At 53.6% G+C, this 16,622-nt stretch carries 15 protein-coding genes and 1 tRNA gene; 9 read left to right on the top strand and 7 right to left on the bottom strand.

Translation table 11 applies throughout. The annotated features are described in order from the left end of the window. The first annotated feature begins 19 nt into the window (after positions 1-19). From adk to QCD60_RS05055, 6 genes are all read left to right on the top strand, one after another. A complete protein-coding gene (adk, locus tag QCD60_RS05080; RefSeq protein ID WP_279783013.1) occupies positions 20-673 on the top strand; it encodes an adenylate kinase in 654 nt (217 codons plus the stop codon). Between the two features lie 266 nt (positions 674-939). Continuing rightward, positions 940-2,358 carry a hypothetical protein gene (locus tag QCD60_RS05075; protein WP_279783011.1) on the top strand — a complete coding sequence of 473 codons (1,419 nt, stop codon included), beginning with the start codon at positions 940-942 and terminating at the stop codon, positions 2,356-2,358. Positions 2,359-2,421: 63 nt separating this feature from the next. Then, positions 2,422-3,093, top strand: coding sequence for a tRNA (adenosine(37)-N6)-threonylcarbamoyltransferase complex dimerization subunit type 1 TsaB (gene tsaB, locus QCD60_RS05070; RefSeq protein WP_279783008.1), 672 nt, complete (start codon positions 2,422-2,424; stop codon positions 3,091-3,093). Positions 3,094-3,143: 50 nt separating this feature from the next. Continuing rightward, positions 3,144-3,947 carry an undecaprenyl-diphosphate phosphatase gene (locus QCD60_RS05065; protein ID WP_279783006.1) on the top strand — a complete coding sequence of 268 codons (804 nt, stop codon included), beginning with the start codon at positions 3,144-3,146 and terminating at the stop codon, positions 3,945-3,947. Between the two features lie 116 nt (positions 3,948-4,063). After that, positions 4,064-4,354 carry a hypothetical protein gene (locus QCD60_RS05060; RefSeq protein WP_279783004.1) on the top strand — a complete coding sequence of 97 codons (291 nt, stop codon included), beginning with the start codon at positions 4,064-4,066 and terminating at the stop codon, positions 4,352-4,354. A gap of 25 nt (positions 4,355-4,379) precedes the next feature. Then, positions 4,380-5,171: a class I SAM-dependent methyltransferase gene (locus tag QCD60_RS05055; protein WP_279783002.1), complete on the top strand. Its 792-nt coding sequence runs from the start codon at positions 4,380-4,382 to the stop codon at positions 5,169-5,171. Positions 5,172-5,281: 110 nt separating this feature from the next. Here QCD60_RS05055 and QCD60_RS05050 read toward each other — a convergent pair whose 3' ends face one another. Then, positions 5,282-5,482: a SlyX family protein gene (locus QCD60_RS05050; protein ID WP_104151977.1), complete on the bottom strand. Its 201-nt coding sequence runs from the start codon at positions 5,480-5,482 to the stop codon at positions 5,282-5,284. Positions 5,483-5,654: 172 nt separating this feature from the next. Between QCD60_RS05050 and QCD60_RS05045 the strand changes: the two genes are divergently transcribed. Then, positions 5,655-6,056: a cold-shock protein gene (locus QCD60_RS05045; RefSeq protein ID WP_279782999.1), complete on the top strand. Its 402-nt coding sequence runs from the start codon at positions 5,655-5,657 to the stop codon at positions 6,054-6,056. 17 nt (positions 6,057-6,073) lie between these two features. Here the strand turns inward: QCD60_RS05045 and QCD60_RS05040 are convergent, their stop codons facing one another. Continuing rightward, the gene (locus QCD60_RS05040; protein WP_279782997.1) at positions 6,074-6,868 is read right to left on the bottom strand and encodes a DUF72 domain-containing protein; all 795 of its coding nucleotides are present in this window, start codon (positions 6,866-6,868) and stop codon (positions 6,074-6,076) included. 359 nt (positions 6,869-7,227) lie between these two features. Between QCD60_RS05040 and QCD60_RS05035 the strand changes: the two genes are divergently transcribed. Then, positions 7,228-7,304 (top strand) — tRNA-Met (locus tag QCD60_RS05035). A gap of 1,219 nt (positions 7,305-8,523) precedes the next feature. Here QCD60_RS05035 and mdoH read toward each other — a convergent pair. Next, positions 8,524-10,728 (bottom strand): glucans biosynthesis glucosyltransferase MdoH, encoded by a 2,205-nt coding sequence (mdoH, locus tag QCD60_RS05030; RefSeq protein WP_279782994.1) that lies wholly within the window; start codon positions 10,726-10,728, stop codon positions 8,524-8,526. After that, positions 10,716-12,290: a glucan biosynthesis protein G gene (locus QCD60_RS05025; RefSeq protein ID WP_279782992.1), complete on the bottom strand. Its 1,575-nt coding sequence runs from the start codon at positions 12,288-12,290 to the stop codon at positions 10,716-10,718. Before QCD60_RS05025 ends, mdoH begins: the two co-directional genes overlap by 13 nt. A 524-nt stretch (positions 12,291-12,814) precedes the next feature. Here QCD60_RS05025 and QCD60_RS05020 point away from each other — a divergent pair. Further along, the gene (locus QCD60_RS05020) at positions 12,815-13,612 is read left to right on the top strand and encodes a thioesterase family protein (RefSeq protein WP_279782990.1); all 798 of its coding nucleotides are present in this window, start codon (positions 12,815-12,817) and stop codon (positions 13,610-13,612) included. 130 nt (positions 13,613-13,742) lie between these two features. Here the strand turns inward: QCD60_RS05020 and QCD60_RS05015 are convergent, their stop codons facing one another. From QCD60_RS05015 to livM, 3 genes are read right to left on the bottom strand one after another with little or no spacing between them, the layout of a single operon-like run. Continuing rightward, complete coding sequence (locus tag QCD60_RS05015; protein WP_104152008.1) at positions 13,743-14,447, bottom strand: ABC transporter ATP-binding protein; 705 nt, start codon at positions 14,445-14,447, stop codon at positions 13,743-13,745. A gap of 20 nt (positions 14,448-14,467) precedes the next feature. Beyond that, the gene (locus QCD60_RS05010; protein ID WP_104151971.1) at positions 14,468-15,349 is read right to left on the bottom strand and encodes an ATP-binding cassette domain-containing protein; all 882 of its coding nucleotides are present in this window, start codon (positions 15,347-15,349) and stop codon (positions 14,468-14,470) included. Continuing rightward, a complete protein-coding gene (gene livM / locus QCD60_RS05005; protein WP_104151970.1) occupies positions 15,350-16,618 on the bottom strand; it encodes a high-affinity branched-chain amino acid ABC transporter permease LivM in 1,269 nt (422 codons plus the stop codon). Between the last annotated feature and the right edge of the window lie 4 nt (positions 16,619-16,622).

The raw sequence follows: 16,622 nt of genomic DNA, 5'->3' as shown, positions 1-16,622 counted from the left end.
CAACTTGGAGAGATGCTACATGCGTATCATTCTTTTGGGAGCACCCGGTGCTGGCAAGGGCACTCAGGCTCGTTACATTACTGAGCGTTATGATATCCCCCAGATCTCCACTGGTGACATGCTGCGCGCTGCAGTCAAAGCCGGTACTCCCCTGGGGCTGCAGGCCAAGGAAGTGATGGCCAGCGGCGGCTTGGTTTCTGATGATCTGATCATCGCACTGGTCAAAGAGCGTATTGCTCAGGCTGATTGTGCCAAGGGGTTCCTGTTTGATGGTTTCCCCCGCACAATCCCTCAGGCGGAAGCACTGAAAGAAGCCGGTGTGAAACTGGATCATATTGTCCAGATCGACGTGGATGACGAAGAGATCGTTAAACGCATGAGCGGTCGCCGCATTCACGAAGCCTCTGGCCGTGTTTATCACACCCTCTACAATCCTCCCAAGGCTGAGGGTAAAGATGATCTGACGGGTGATGAACTGATCCAGCGTGAAGATGACAAGGAAGAAACCGTACGCAAGCGTTTGCAGGTGTACCACACCCAGACCGCTCCACTGGTGGACTTCTACAAGGCGCTGGCGGAGAGTGATCCTGCTACTGCTCCCAAGTACAACTATATTGCCGGTGTTGGCAGTGTTGATGATATCCGTGACAAGGTATTTGCAGCACTGGGCTGATACCCGCACTTTTACCGCTATGACGGTAACAGCAAGACTATGACAAAAGGAGCTTCGGCTCCTTTTGTGCTTTATAAGGCTATCTTACGTTACGAGACAGACAGGAGGTGTTACACATCAGCGGGTGAGCTTGGGTGTGTACAAGTTTTGTTCATTTTGTGTGTATGCATTCTGTAAAAATTTCGTCTGAATTGTGAAAAAGTTTGGCCATTCTGTGCCGATAGGTCTCTGGTGATCTCTCCTAAATGTTGATCCCGGAGGTAGCCATGCAAATACAGCAGTCACTTGTTGGTATGGGCGCCATTCACGATGCCAACGAACAGCAGACACTGTTGCGCGCCAGCAGCGCGCTCTCTGCTTCGGTGGTGTCAGAAGAGGCAAATCAGACCAATGGTTCGAATACGGCGGCCATGTCCACCGCCACTCAGGTACAGCTTTCCCCTAACGCCCTGGAGAATGATGCGGAAGACCCCAGTGCTGATGAGCAGGAGGCGTTTGCCACCGAGCTGATCAGTGGTGTGTTTGGCCAGTCAATGCAGACCAAGGTTGTCAAGGCATCGACCTGGAACAGCAGTGAAGCCAGTAAGGTCACCGCGACGCCGTCTGCTGACACGGCGCAATCAGGTGCGGTTGCAGCAGTCAAGGAATACACCTACCTGCATCAGGAAGAGTCTATGTCCTTTGCGGCCGCAGGTTCTGTTACCACGGCAGCCGGTGCTTCCATTTCCTTTAATCTGCAGCTGGAGATGAGCCGCAGTTTCACCTATGAAGGTGCCAGAGTGCAGCAGGGAACGTTTCAGCTGACAGACCCGCTGATGATCAGCCTCAATGGCGTCCCCCCATCACTCAGTGAAATGCGTTTCAAGTTCGATCTGGATGCCGATGGTCAGCGTGATCAGCTGGCCTTACCCAACGCTGGCGTTGGCTTTCTGGCGCTGGATCGTAATGGTGATGGTCGGATAAATGATGGCACAGAGCTGTTTGGTAGCCGTTCCGGGAATGGTTTTGCCGATCTTGCCAGGTACGATGCCGATCATAATGGCTGGATTGATGAGTCTGATCCGATCTTCGACCAGTTACTCGTCTGGCAGAAGGACAGCTCCGGCAAGGATCAGCTGCTCAGTCTCAAGAAGGCGGGCATTGGTGCCATGTATCTGGGGAGTGTCGATACGCCTTTTGCTCTTCGTGACAAAGACAACAATCCACTGGGGCAGCTCAGTCGCAGTGGTCTCTACCTCAAGGAGAATGGTGAAGTAGGTGGATTGTTTCAGGTCGATCTGGCCATTCAGCAGGCGCAGCAGCAGGATGAAGAGCTGGCTTCTGTTGACCAGACGACGCCAGCCAATCAGGGGAATTTCAGCCCTGAGGTTCATTCCTGGCTCAAGTCCATGGCTGAGCTGTACAACCAGGCAATGGCTTCGCTGAACAAGTTGCATCAACCGAAAAAGACGGATGAGGATAGCAATGATCCGGTCAGTCGCTTTACCAAACTGATCAAGGAAATGCTGGATGCGATGCGTGAACGACGCGAAAAAGCCCGCGAAGAGAAGGACTATCAGCAAGGTGACCCTTCTGCAGCCGAGCAGTTGCAGCATCGGCGCTCGATGGCAGAGAGCCAGTACAGCAGTATGAGTTTTCAGCTGAAGATTGAAGGAAGCTACCAGCAGGTGAATATTTTGACCTGAGCTCGTGGTTGGTTTCGGGAGTCGATGCGTTAAAATGCGGCTTCCGGAATTGAGAGTGAAGTCATGTCATATATTCTTGCCCTGGATGCAACCACTGAGGCCTGCTCTGTCGCACTGTTGACTGGGGAGCAGGTCATCGAGGACTTCCAGGTCATCCCACGTCTTCATGCGCAGCGCCTGTTACCGATGATTGAGGCTCTGCTGGCGCAGGCGGGGGTATCGCTGGTGCAGCTGGATGCGCTGGCATACGGTCGCGGCCCGGGGGCGTTTACGGGGATCCGCATTGCTGCCGGAGTCGCGCAGGGTCTTGCTTATGCGGTGGATCGTCCGCTGTACCCTGTTTCCACTCTGGCTGCGATGGCGCAGGGTGCGTGGCGGGAAACGGGCCAGCAGGCCATTCTGGCCAGTCTGGATGCCCGCATGGATGAAGTCTACTGGTCGGCGTATCGCATAGAGCAAGGGCTGGCCGTTTTACAGGGCGACGAGCAGGTCTTGCCACCTGAGAAAGTCGTGTCTCCGTCCGGTGAATGGTTGGGATGGGGAAGTGGCTGGCGCTATGCATTACGCTTCTCGGGAGCTGCTCAAACACATTCCCATCATGTTGAGGTATTTCCTCATGCGCAGGACATAGCCCGGCTGGCAATGCCGTTGCTGGCGGCGGGTGTTGTTATCAGGGCGGAAGAGGCGTTGCCGGTCTATATCCGGGATCAGGTTACTCATAAGGCCGCAGGATAAGCCATGTCCGTGAGTTCTGTGCCCCCTTCTGCAAAGGTGATTGTGCTGTCATGTTGATGAGTCTCTGGCAGCAATTGCTGGTGGCCCTGGTGCAGGGGGCCACAGCCATCCTGCCTGTCGCCTCCAGCTCTCATGGCATGTTGCCACTGCAGTTGCTGGGATGGCCTTTGCCATCGCTGGTGACTGATATAGCTATCCAGAGTGGCATAGTACTGGCCATACTATGCTATGGCTGGCGAGACTTCCTGCATCTGACCAGCGGTTGGTGGCAGTCCGTGAAAGGGCAGCATAGCCCGCAAGGCTGGCTGAGCTGGGGATTATTGCTGTCGGCTATACCTGCTCTGCTGGGTTACTGGCAGCTGCGTGAATGGTTGATGTCGATTGGTCATCCGTTGCTGATTGTGACTGCGACCCTGATCTTTGCCATGCTACTGCAGTGGGCTGACTCTTCGCGTCACTATTGTCGTCTGGCTATTTCGCTAAGCTGGGCAGAGTTGCTGCTCCTGATGGCTGCACAGGTTCTGGGACTCCTGCCGGGAGCCTCTTTTACCGGTGTCGTTATAACCGCGCTGCTGGTAATAGGTTATGAGCGCGTAGCTGCTGCCAGACTGGCAATTCTGCTGTCGCTGCCGATACATCTCGCGATGGTTGCTGCTGCCTCTCAGGCGATGCTGGGAGAGGCTGTACCCATCTACTGGACAGAAACACTGTTACTGTTTGGTAGTAGCTTCATCGCTGCATTGCTGGCCTTCCATCTGTTGCTGACGTTGTTAAAGCAGTTCAGCTTCTGGCCTCTTACCTGTTATCGCCTGTTACTTGGAACGGTGTTGTTGCTGGTATTGGTTACTGCCTGATGTAATCTGGGGAAAGCCGCTTTTTTCGTTAAAAAATGCGGCAAAACATCCTAATACCTACTTGAGTGCGGCGACTGAACAGTTAAACTTGTAGCACTTTGAAATAGGAAGTGCTGATGCGGGTTCAGGGATATTCAGGCTACGACTGGCGCGTAGGGAGTAAGCGCAGAGCTGACCGTCAGGAAGGTTCTGTAACGGGCTCAGGTTCAACTTCCTCGGGTAATATCACACATCGGGTTGCCAGCGACAGTAGCCAGCGGCAGGCTTTGGGCAAGTTATGGGCGATGGCCTCCGAGATAGGTCTGCGCCAGTTCAAAGCCCTGTCTTCCTATTTGACCACTTCAAGTTACAAGCAGCTCGACGAAGCTAATAGCGTTGAGTTGGTAGGTATTGATACCTATGCCTGATGTTTGCCTGCCAGTCCCTAATACTATGTTCGCTATTCTTCCCTTTTCAGACGCTGAAATCAGCATTGCTCTACAGTTAGCCGATCAATTGTGTTGTGTCTGCCTGCATGTCATGTCACCACGAGACGTCTCTGAATATGAGCAGGTCCTGTGGGTACATCCGGAAGGGTTAGCTATTCAACAAACCGGGCAAAAAGCACCAGGCCCTGTGCGTGTGGATTTCCTTCAGGGGGCGCAGGCACACCGGCGGCTTTTTGGTGGCGGGACGGGGCAGAGTGTAGCCAAGGCCATTGGTATCAAAGGGAAGCGCCGACCTACCGTTCTGGATGCCACGGCAGGGTTGGGTCGAGACAGTTTTGTCCTGGCTTCTCTGGGCTGTAAGGTTCAGATGTGTGAACGTAACCCATGGGTAGCCGCTTTGCTTGCAGATGGAATGAAACGTGCAGTGGAAGACCCCGAGGTGGGGCCGATCATCGAGCGTATGGAGCTGTTTCAGCAGGATGGGAAGGATTATCTGACCAGCCTGGCGGCTCAACCTCAGGCGTTGAATGCTGATGTTATTTATCTTGACCCGATGTTTCCCCATAGCGACAAGTCGGCAGAGGTCAAGAAGGATATGAAGGCATTTCGCACCTTGGTAGGCGCGGATGAAGACAGCGCAGATTTGCTGGCAGCTGCAGTGGCAGCCAACCCTTGTCGGATAGTGGTGAAAAGGGCGCGGAAAGCGCCTGCGATTGAGGGGCCAGTGCCGTCAATGGTGCTGGAAGGAAAGTCTGGCCGTTTTGATATCTATACTTTCCGCGCACTTCCTGATTGAAGAAATGTCGATTGTGTGGCGGATGGGATATCACTCCCATCCGCTTTTGTCTGGTAATACATTTTTAAATTTCATCATCCCCGGTGGATGATGATTAACCTTCCTGTGAGTTAGTAGTGGGGAGGTGGTGGCTCGTCCTGATTAGATTGTTCGGGATTGGTCATCTGCTTCATCTGCTGATGCATGAGGTGGAGCATACGATGTAAGGTTTCCAGCTCTTTCTGCTGGTGAATCAGTTCATCGTTCAGCTGGTTGATGGTGTCGTCCATAAATGCGACCCGTGTTTCCAGCTCGGTCAAGCGGTCTTCCATAGGGCCTCCCGTGGCGTATGTGTGAAGAGAGCTAACAATGATCTCGGTAAGTAACCTTGTGGGAAGTGTCAGAGCTCATTCCCAATCTTTTCGCCTGTACTTCTGACGCTTTCTGTATTTGTCAGCTATTGATGTAAATAAGAGAGATACAATGACACCAAAAAATATCGTAGTGAGCATCGTCATCAGCGCGCTGGTAACATTACCTTTGCCGCTGCTGCTCCAGCAAATCCTGCCTGAACTGGCTATTTCTAATGCCTTCATCCCTGTCTGGGCGGCGGCAGCTGTATTGGCTGCCATCGCCAGTGTTCTGGGGCTGTTTGTGAACACGCGGGTGGTCGGCGAAGAAGACGACGAAAATGATACTCGCGAACTGGGCCAGGTAAAGTGGTTCAACGTCAACAAAGGTTTCGGTTTCGTTACCCGGGAAAATGGCGAGGATGTGTTTGTGCATTTTCGCGCCATTCGTGGAAAGGGCCATCGTACCTTGGTACAGGGGCAAAAAGTGCGCTTTCACGTGATTCAGAGTGACAAAGGTTTGCAGGCAGAGGATGTCTCTATCCTGCGTTCCTGATGGGTTGAATGTGTTTGTCAGAACAGCCCCTGTTGGGGCTGTTCTGCTTTTTGCGGCAGGCTCCAGGTGCCTGCCACAGACGAGATCTCATTGATCAGCTCATGCCAGAGTTGAGCCAGCTGTAATGTATCGCCGATATCAGGCATGTGCACAAAAAAGTAGGGGTGCTTTCCCTGTGCCAGCCACTGGCTCATCTTGGTGGCCCAGGGGCGAAGAAACTCGGTGTTTTTCTCTAGCTGTGGGTGGCCGATAAAACGCACCATTGGGCATTCCACCTGATCCAGAATGTGTACTGGCAGACGAGGCTTTTTCCTCTGGGCTTCACGTGTTGCCTCATCATCCGGTAGCGCGCTGAACAGGGCTCTGCTGTCAAAACATACCCTGCTCATCCTTCTTTCCAGTAGTCCGCGATTCAGCTGGCGTTCGCTTTCTCCCTTGGCAAAAAAGTCCGGATGGCGTACTTCCACGGCGATATCCAAGTGTTCAGGAAGCGCGTCCAGAAAGCGCCACAGGCTATCCAGCTGTGAGGCGGAGAATTGAGCCGATAGTTGCAGCATGAAGGGGCCACAAACGTCCAGCAGGGGCTGCATGGTGTGAATGAAGCGGGCGGTCTCCTGTGCACAGTTAACCAATTGTGCGTCATGACTGATCTGGCGCGGAAACTTGAAGGCAAAGCGAAAGTGATCTGGAACCTGCTGTCGCCAGCGCTCTGACTGACGGGGGGCTGGTAGCGAATAGAAAGCGGTATTCCCTTCTACTGTATTGAACGTCTGAGCATAAAGTGCTAGTGGTTGCCCCTCTGGTGCTCCCAAAATACTTTTCCACCGAGGATGTTGCCATTGTGGACAACCCAGATAGTAGTTAAGGGACATTGAGTAAAAAATAACCTCATCTATTAAGATATTGATTTATAAGTAAAATTTTATCTATTCCCAAGGATGTCCACATTGATGGGCAGAGAAAACTTGGAAAAGCTGGATGGTGTGAGCCTATGTCTGATCGAATAGGCCAGTTTTCAAGTGGCTATCCCAAGCTTATCAAGGTTTTCTGCACAGACCTATGCAAGCTGTGAGTAAGTGATGTGTGGCTATTGCAGAGCTGCTAGCAGAGTTATCTAACTTCATGAGTGCTTGACAGAAAGTGGGCATGTCACTAATATGCACGCCGTCGACGCGGGGTGGAGCAGCCTGGTAGCTCGTCGGGCTCATAACCCGAAGGTCGTCAGTTCAAATCTGGCCCCCGCAACCACATTCAGGAAAGGGCGATTACCGGAAGGTAATCGCCTTTTTCGTATTCCGGGTTTAGGGAAAGACGGCGTCGGGCTGAGCTCTTTATAACCCCGGGGCGAAGGTCGTCAGTTCAAATCTGGCCCCCGTAACCACATTCAGGAAAGAGCGATTACCGGAAGGTAATCGCCTTTTTCGTATTCCGGGTTTAGGGAAAGACGGCGTCGGGCTGAGCTCTTTATAACCCCGGGGCGAAGGTCGTCAGTTCAAATCTGGCCCCCGCAACCACATTCAGGAAAGGGCGATTGCCGGAAGGTAATCGCCCTTTTCGCATTCCGGGTTTAGACGGCGTCGGGCTAAGCTCTTCATAACCCCGGGGCGAAGGTCGTCAGTTCAAATCTGGCCCCGCAACCACATTCAGGAAAAGGCGATTACCGGAAGGTAATCGCCTTTTTCGTATTCCGGGTTTAGGGAAAGACGGCGTCGGGCTGAGCTCTTTATAACCCCGGGGCGAAGATCGTCAGTTCAAATCTGGCCCCCGTAACTACATTCAGGAAAGGGCGATTACCGAAAGGTAATCGCCCTTTTCGCATTCCGGGTTTAGGGAAAGATGGCGGCGGGCTGAGCTTTTTATAACCCCGGGACGAAGGTCGTCAGTTTACATCTGGCCTCGCAACCACAAACAGGAAAGAGCGGTTACCGCAAGAAGATCGCTCTTTTCGCATTCCGGGTTTAGGGAAAGACAGCGTCGGGCTAAGCTCTTTATAACCCCGGGGCGAAGGTCGTCAGATCACATCAGGCCCCCGCAACCACATTCAGGAAAGGGCGATTATCGGAAGGTAATCGCCCTTTTCGCATTCCGGGTTTAGACGGCGTCGGGCTAAGCTCTTTATAACCCCGGGGCGAAGGTCATCAGTTCAAATCTGGCCCCCGTAACCACATTCAGGAAAGGTAATCGCCCTTTTCGCATTCCGGGTTTAGGGAAAGATGGCGTCGGGCTGAGCTTTTTATAACCCCGGGACGAAGGTCGTCAGTTTACATCTGGCCTCGCAGCCACAAACAGGAAAGAGCGGTTACCGCAAGAAGATCGCTCTTTTCGCATTCCGGGATTCAGGTAGGAAAGTTCCGGATCCGACTGTTCAGAGTTCCGTGGTGAAGTGTCTGCATCAAACCGCTCAACTTTAAATGCAGTACGCCCACTATGAAGTGGGCGTACTGGGTTCCAAATACCATGCCTTACATTAGGCCGGGAGTTGGCCCTGGAGCTTGCTTTGCTCGGCAGACGGCCCGAGTGCTCTGGTCGGGATGGCTGCCAGCTTCAGAAACAGGCTGGGGGTCGACAGGACAATCGACTGCTCTTTCTTGTCGAGGAATTTTACAGCTTCTTCAATGGTTTCTGCTTCCTCTATTTTCATCGCTGCCATGGCTTCCACAGCATCAATATGCCCACGTGGTCGAGGTGGTATGCGGTCAACCAAGGCCAGATGCTGCTCAACCAGATCTGCGTGGCTGGCAAGTTGTACCAGGTTGGGGCTGCTGCGTACCGTCGCGTGGTATTCGTCATAAATGGCTTCGGTATGCTCGCGAATGGCGGGTTTCTCCGCCTCTTCTGGCGTACGCATGATGCCAGCGGCTTTGAACCAGCGCCCGATACGCATGGAGCCGGTTACCATAGACAGCGGCACTGACAGCAGCATGCCTGCCAGTGCTGGGGACAGCCATGCCAGCAGGTCCAGTGAGTTTAGGTAGGCAGCCAGGGTGAGGAACACGCCCATAATCATGTGCCAGCGATGGCGGAACAGTACATCAAGGAAGGGCAGGCTGCCATCATCCCGGCGCTGGGGATTCCAGCCACTGTCACGGCCGAGCAGAATGGAGAACACTGCACCGCTGTGTATCAGCATCATTACTGGTGCGACCAGCGCTGACAAAATCACTTCTACGACGAAGCTAATCAGTATGCGGAAGAATCCTCCTGCTGCTTTTCGCTGCTTATTGCTGGCCATAAAGGCGATAAGGCCAAGGATTTTGGGGCCAAACAGAATAGCCATGGTGAAGTAAAACAATTGGAGTGCGCGTGCCGCGTCCATACGTGGCCATGAGGGGAACAGCGAGAACTCGTCAGTGAAATATTCGGGGCGAATAAATTGTGCCTGCAACGCCAGAGCCAGACCTGCAAGGATCAGGGCTAACCACAATGGTGATGAGAGATAGGACATGATGCCTGTCAGGTGGTGGCTACGGCTTACCCAGTGCAGGCCTCGAGCTGTCAGCACGCGAGAGTGCTGAAGGTTGCCCTGACACCAGCGTCGGTCACGCACGGCCAGATCAATGATGGAGGGAGGGCTTTCTTCATAGGAACCTGGCAGGTCATCGGCAATAATAATGCTCCAGCCCGCGCGACGGATCAGTGACGCCTCGACAAAGTCATGGCTGAGAATATGCCCGCCGAAGGGCGGCTTACCGGGCAGATCAGGCAAGCCTGCGGCATCCATAAAGGCTTCTCTGCGGATGATGGCGTTATGTCCCCAGAAGTTGCCTTCTTTGTGTACCCACCATGACAAGCCTGATCCTACTACAGGTCCATAGATGCGCGATGCAAACTGCTGCAGCCGGGCAATCAGCGTCGTACCGTTGATGAGGTTGGGGATAGTCTGGATAAGGCCAGAGTCAGGGTCGGCCTCCATTCGGCGTGCCAGTTCGATGATTGTGCCTGCTTCCATCAGACTGTCAGCATCCAGCACCAGCAGGTGGCTGTATCCTTTGCCCCAGCGACGGCAAAAGTCAGCAACGTTACCTGCTTTACGTGCAATGTTCTTGCGGCGCCGGCGGTAGTAGATGCGGCTTTTGTCGCCTAAGCGCTCGCGGATGGTTATCAGGCAGGCTTCTTCCTGCAGTGCGACTTCCGGGTCGGTAGTGTCACTGATAACAAACCAATCAAAATGATCGCCTTCGCCGGTCTCGTGCAGCGAAAGTGCCATGGACTCAATCGCCGCAAAGATGCGTTCTGGCTGTTCATTGTAGGTAGGCATCAGTATGGCTGTCTGATGCTGAAGTGGCGTTTCCAGCCTGGCATGGCTGCGGTTCGCTCTGCGTAGCACGCAGAAAAAGCCGACGATAGCGCTGGTGAAGGCAACCGTAATCCAGCTGAAGGTCAGGGTAAACAGCGCCAGAATGATGTATTCGATGAACGTTATCTCGCCCAGCGAGATAACCCCATACATTTCATTGATGCCATAAGCGGACAGTGCCATAGCACTACCCAGCACCAGCCAGCGACGCCAGCTGGAGGAGCGCACGCCGCCTTTGTTAACAGGCTTCCGGCGTTGCTCCGCGGCATTAAAGCGCTTCAGGTTCTGTGGTGGCATATCACCGGGAGTTTCCGGTGGCGTGCCTGGTGCGGGAGTATTATCCAGGTTATCCATACAACGGCTTAGTTGGTCCATCTGTACATCCAGGTTTCAGCTTTGCGGCCGTCATCGAACTTCAGTTCCATGCGCAGTTCCACCAGATCCGCATCGGTCGGGTCCAGCTCAAAGCTCACACGATAACCTCCTGTCTGAGGGTTATCACGAACAACGACATTGCTCACGCTGCCTTTTGATGCTTTGACCATCGCCTGAGGGCGATTGGCTGGCATACTGACTCCGGTAGTATTGGGGATGGTGTAATCAACCACGAACAAGCGCTTGTTGCCGGTGCCGTCAGCCTTACCGCTGCGGGTTGATTCCACTCTGGCTTCGCCAGGAGCAATCTGTGGTCCCTGCCCCCAGGTAAGGCGGTATGCAAAGCTGTACTCTGAGCCTGCGGTAATCGGGGAAGTGGGTGCCCAGTAAGCAATAATGTTGTCATGAATTTCGGCGCTGGATGGTATTTCGGTCAGTACCACAGCACCTTTTCCCCAGTTGCCAACAGGCTCAACCCAAAGGCTGGGACGCTGCTGGTATTCAGCTTCAAGATCCTGATAGTTGTTGAAGTCGCGGTCGCGTTGCATCAGACCAAAGCCAAGGGGGGCGGTATCCTGGAAAGCGCTGATCTGCAGTTCCTTGGGATTGGCCAGCGGACGCCAGAGGCGCTCACCGCGGCCATTGACCATCAGCAACCCATCCGAGTCATGGACTTCGGGGCGGAAGTCATCGACATCCTGACGGCCATTGGCTGAGAACAGATACATGCTGGACTCTGGAGCCAGGCCGATCTTGCTCAGATCGACCCGAGGGAACAGGGTTGCTTCGACATCCATGGTGGTATTGGTGCCAGGGCGGATAGTAAAGCGATAGGCGCCTGTCACACTCTGGCTATCCAGCAAGGCATAGATGACGATGGAGTTGCTTTCTTTGCTGGGCTTTTCAATCCAGAAGGCGCGGTAAATAGGGAATTCCTCGCCTTCAGGATCAGCAGTCTTCAAGGCCAGTCCGCGGGCTGACAGACCATAGACTTCGTTTTTACCTAAGGCACGGAAGTAGCTGGCACCCTGAAATACCACGGTTTCGTCATAGAAGTCTGGCCGGTTGATCGGGCTATGCAGATTGAAGCCAGCAAAACCTATGTCATCGGCAGGCAGCGGCTTGGTCATGACGTCACCCGTTTTGAACAGCGTGGGTGAGTAGGCAAGATGGCGCGCGGTGCCGTCCTCCACAATGGCAACCTCAACGGGATCCTTGTAATAGGCTCCTCGATGGAACATCTGCATCTCGAAAGGTAAGCCCTCATTGGCCCAAACGGCTTGGGTAGGGTCGAACTGGATGTCACGATATTCGTCGTAGGAGAGTGACTTTAAACTGTCTGGCAGGGCTGATTTCGGCGGAGAGTAAGGGCTGGCAGCCAGCTTTCTGGCAATATCGACGACGGTATCACGGTTGAACTTGCTGTTCACCGCGTAGTTCTCCGCCTTGTCGGCAGCGAAGGAGGGGGCGGAAATCAGAAGCAGGATTGCCAGGCTGGGCATCATCCAATTGACTATCCCGACGCTCAATGGGCTACCACTACTTTCCTTCTTTCGAAACATCAGCCATACCTTAATGTGAAAAAACAAACAAATCGTTGCCACTTAGCCGCTTTTTATTAAAGCAGTATTTCAGTGCTTCGATAACATGGTTTTTTTGCTTTATATTTCAGTGTACTGCCATCACCGCCGAGCTTGCCGTCCGCACCTGCAGCAAAGTCTCTGTCCAACTCGATTCTGATCTTATTCCTGACACGTTAGTGCCCACTGTTAATAAACAGTGCTTTAAATATGGCAGGAAAAAGTAAGAAAGCAGGAAGGCACGTTACGTGTGACCGGAGTAACTGTCAGGCGCCGGTTTCTTTTCCCTAAGACGTTGTAACGGTTCAGGGCAAAGCCCCAAACACCGTGGATTATAGCAATCGCCCAGATGCTTACTCAATTCCCAGATGACAAAGCCTTTACTGATCTGTCGCCTTTCAAAGTGTATCTGAACGTTTTCTATGCAACGCGACAAATGGTTATATTGCGCAGGAAATAAAGGCTGCTAGGGTAAAGTGATTAAACCGTGAATAGGGTTCACTTAAATGGATCTGGATAAATACTTTGCTGATCTGCATGGCCATGAAGAGCGGCCAATTGTATGGATGCCTGAGGGATGGGGGCAGGGGCGCGCGGTGTTTGGCGGTTTGGTTGCGGCCGTCATGATGCACGCGGTGGAGCGGAGGAGGCGCGATGGCGAGAGAGTTCGTAGCATCTTGCTTAACTTCATTGCTCCGGTGCAGCCCGGAGAGCTTGATATCTCCATTACATGTTTGCGCCAGGGTAAAACTGTATCGTTCTATAAGGTTGAGGCGGGTCAGGACGGTAACATAGCCGTTATCATGCAAGTCACTCTGGGGCTGGCGCGTGATGAGCAACTACAGATGCAGGCGTTACGACCTCATAACCTCACCTCGCCTGAATCGGCTATAGTGCTGCCTTACCTCCCGGGAGTAACCCCAGAATTTACCCGACACTTTGATTATCGATGGGCTGAAGGCCCTATGCCCTATACCTCTTCCAGGGAAGCGCATATTGGTGGCTGGATCAGGTTCCGCCAGTCGCCTGTGGCAGTAATGCCCGCTTATTTACTGATGCTGTCCGATGCCTGGCCACCGGCTTGCCTGAGCCTTTTGTCGGTACCTACTGCAGCCAGTAGTATGAGTTGGTCGATGGATTTTCCTCAGCAGACCACTGCCCTTCCGGGAGCAGAGTGGTTGCGGTATCAGTCCAGACTTGATTATGCAGAGGAGGGCTTTGCCAGTGTGGATGACGCACTCTATGCCCCTGATGGACAACTGCTGATGCGTTCGAGGCAGGTAGTCGCTGTTTTTGTAAAGTAAGAGCCGCCAGAGGTCACCGAGACTCAAGGGGGCGTTCAGATATTCTGGCTATCAACGTCCAGCCTGAGTGTTTTCAATATGTATAAACAGACAAGCCCTCCGAAGAGGGCTTGTCTGTTTCCGCGGAGGATTAATGTCCGCCGAGGTAGGCTTCACGCACTTCTGGATTGACCAGCAGCTCCTGACCTGTACCGGTCATTCTGATCTGACCGTTAACCATGACGTAGCCACGATCAGACAGTTTAAGAGCATGGTTGGCATTCTGCTCGACCAGGAAGATGGTCATGCCAGTGCCTGACACATCTTTCAGGATAGAGAAGATCTGCTTAACGATAATGGGCGCCAACCCCAGGCTGGGCTCATCAAGCAACAGCAGGCGAGGGCGGCTCATCAAGGCACGCGCAATCGCCAGCATCTGCTGCTCGCCACCCGACATAGTGGAAGAGCGCTGATTACGGCGTTCCTTCAAGCGAGGGAACAAGTTGAACATATGCTGAATGTCTTCATCAGCATGAGCCATCCCAATGGGTATGGTGCCCATCAACAGGTTTTCCTCAACCGTCATGTCGGGGAAAACACGGCGTCCTTCGGGAGACTGGGCGATACCATTAGAGGCGACGAAGTGGGCAGACTTCTTGGTGATTTCCTGACCACAATAGATGATCTGTCCGGCACTTGCGCGAGGCTGACCGAAGATGGACATCAGCAGGGTGGATTTACCCGCACCGTTGGAGCCAATCAGACTGACAATCTCGCCTTTGTTGATGTGCATGGACACCTGGCGTAATGCCTGAATCGGACCGTAGAACACGTCTACGTCTTTGAACTCCAGCATTCTTTCGGAGGCTACGTTACTCACAGGGTGACCTCCTCATCGTCTTCTGCACCAAGGTAGGCGGCGATAACTTTCGGGTTGGACTTGATGTCATCGGGGCCGCCGCGAGCGATAACCTCACCGTGATCGAGCACCACAATGTGCTCGGAAATATCCATTACCATTCCCATATCGTGTTCGATCAACAATACCGTAGCGTTATGTTCTTTCTGCAGAACGCGAATCATGCTGCTAAGAGCGTGAGTCTCTGCGGGGTTCAAACCGGCAGCCGGTTCGTCAAGGCAGATCAGTTCAGGGTTAGTGCACATGGAGCGAGCAATTTCCAGTCGGCGCTGCTGGCCATAGGACATGCTGCCTGCCAGTTTGTTGGCGTGATCAACCAGGTCCATGACTTCCAGCCAGTAGAAGGCGCGCTCCAGAGCACGGCTTTCTGCCTTGCGATAGCCTGGGGTATTGAAAATACCCGCGAGCAGGTTGCGATTGACCTGCATGTGCTGGGCTACCAGCAGGTTTTCCACCACTGACATTTCCTTGAACAAGCGGATGTTCTGGAATGTACGAGCCAGACCGGAACGGTTCACCAGATGCGAGCCGCCGAACATCTTGTAGCGCAGTCGGCTGGCAAAGGCGGCTGGATTGACATAGTCGGATGACTGGAAAGGTTCACCCAGTACCTTGCCCACACGGGTCTGTTTGCCATTGGCAAACAGTGTGATGGCACCACCGGTGGCCTTATAGAAACCGGTCAGGCAGTTGAATACCGTAGTCTTCCCTGCCCCGTTGGGGCCAATCAGAGCGGAAATAGAGCCGCGTTTAATTTCAAAGTTAACGTCGTTCAGGGCTTTGATACCGCCGAACTGCATCTCCAGATGCTCAACGGTGAGGATATTGTCCTGCTTCATTTATGCGACCCCTTTCCGAACAGCAAAGCCAGTACGAGTGATGCGTACCAAACCACGAGGACGCCAGATCATCATGACTACCATCAGCAGACCAAAAATCAGTACACGGAAGTCTGCTACTTCACGCAGCATTTCGGGGGTTACAGTCAGAACAAAGGCGGCAATAACCACACCCACGGTGGAGCCCAGACCACCCAGTACCACGATGGCCAGAATCAGTGCAGATTCGAAGAAGGTGAAGGAGGTCGGGTTGACGAAGCCTTGATAGGTCGCGAAGAACACCCCGGCCAGACCGCCCGTCGAGGCGCCCATCATGAACGCTGACAGCTTGATCAGGACGTGGTTGAGGCCCAGTGAGCGACAGGCAATCTCGTCTTCACGCAGAGCTTCCCAGGCGCGACCGATAGGCATCTTGACCAGACGGTGCTTGATGTACAGCACGGCGCAAACCACCATGAACAGAGACAGGTAGATGAAGACATACTTCAAGCCTGAATCGTACGGCAGATTGAAGAACTCATGGAAAGGGGTGCCGCCTTGTTTGGCGCGGCGTTCAAACTCCAGACCGAACAGTGTGGGCAACGGAGCGTACACGCCGTTGGGGCCGCCAGTGAAGCTGGTCCAGTTGGTCAGGATCAGGCGGATAATTTCCCCGAAGCCCAGTGTCACGATAGCCAGATAGTCACCGTGCATACGCAGTACCGGGAAGCCCAGTATGGCACCGGCAACGGCAGCCATGATGGCAGCCAGAGGCAGCATCGACCAGAAGCCAAAGCCCAGATACTGGTAGCCCAGCGACAGGCCATAGGCACCAATGGCGTAGAAACCGACGAAACCCAGGTCCAGCAGACCTGCCAGGCCAACCACGATGTTGAGGCCAAGGCCCAGCAGAACGTAGATCAAGCCGAGAATCAGTACGGTCAGGATGTATTTGGTGGCAACGAAGGGAGCAACCAGGCCAATGATGATGGCGATGGGGACAATGTAGATCATTTTGGACTTATGGCCGGGAGGCAGAACGATAACGCCGTCATCGTTGTTCTGATGCTTGTACAGCATCATCTGGCCTTTCTTGCTCTGCACAAACAAAGAGATGGCAAAGCGCCCAACCATAACGATACCCACCATGGTCAGCAGCAGCGAAGGGCGGGTGGTGAAGTCGTAACCGTCGAGCAGAATGCCGATAACGGGACCGAACACAATCAGTGACAGCAGACCTGCCAGCAGGGTGTCTATGACACTCTTCTTGATGTTGATAGATGAAGACATGGAG

Origin of the sequence: Pokkaliibacter sp. MBI-7, assembly GCF_029846635.1 — a bacterium.
In the GTDB taxonomy this organism is placed as follows: domain Bacteria; phylum Pseudomonadota; class Gammaproteobacteria; order Pseudomonadales; family Balneatricaceae; genus Pokkaliibacter.
This window is presented reverse-complemented; position numbering and strand designations above follow the sequence as displayed.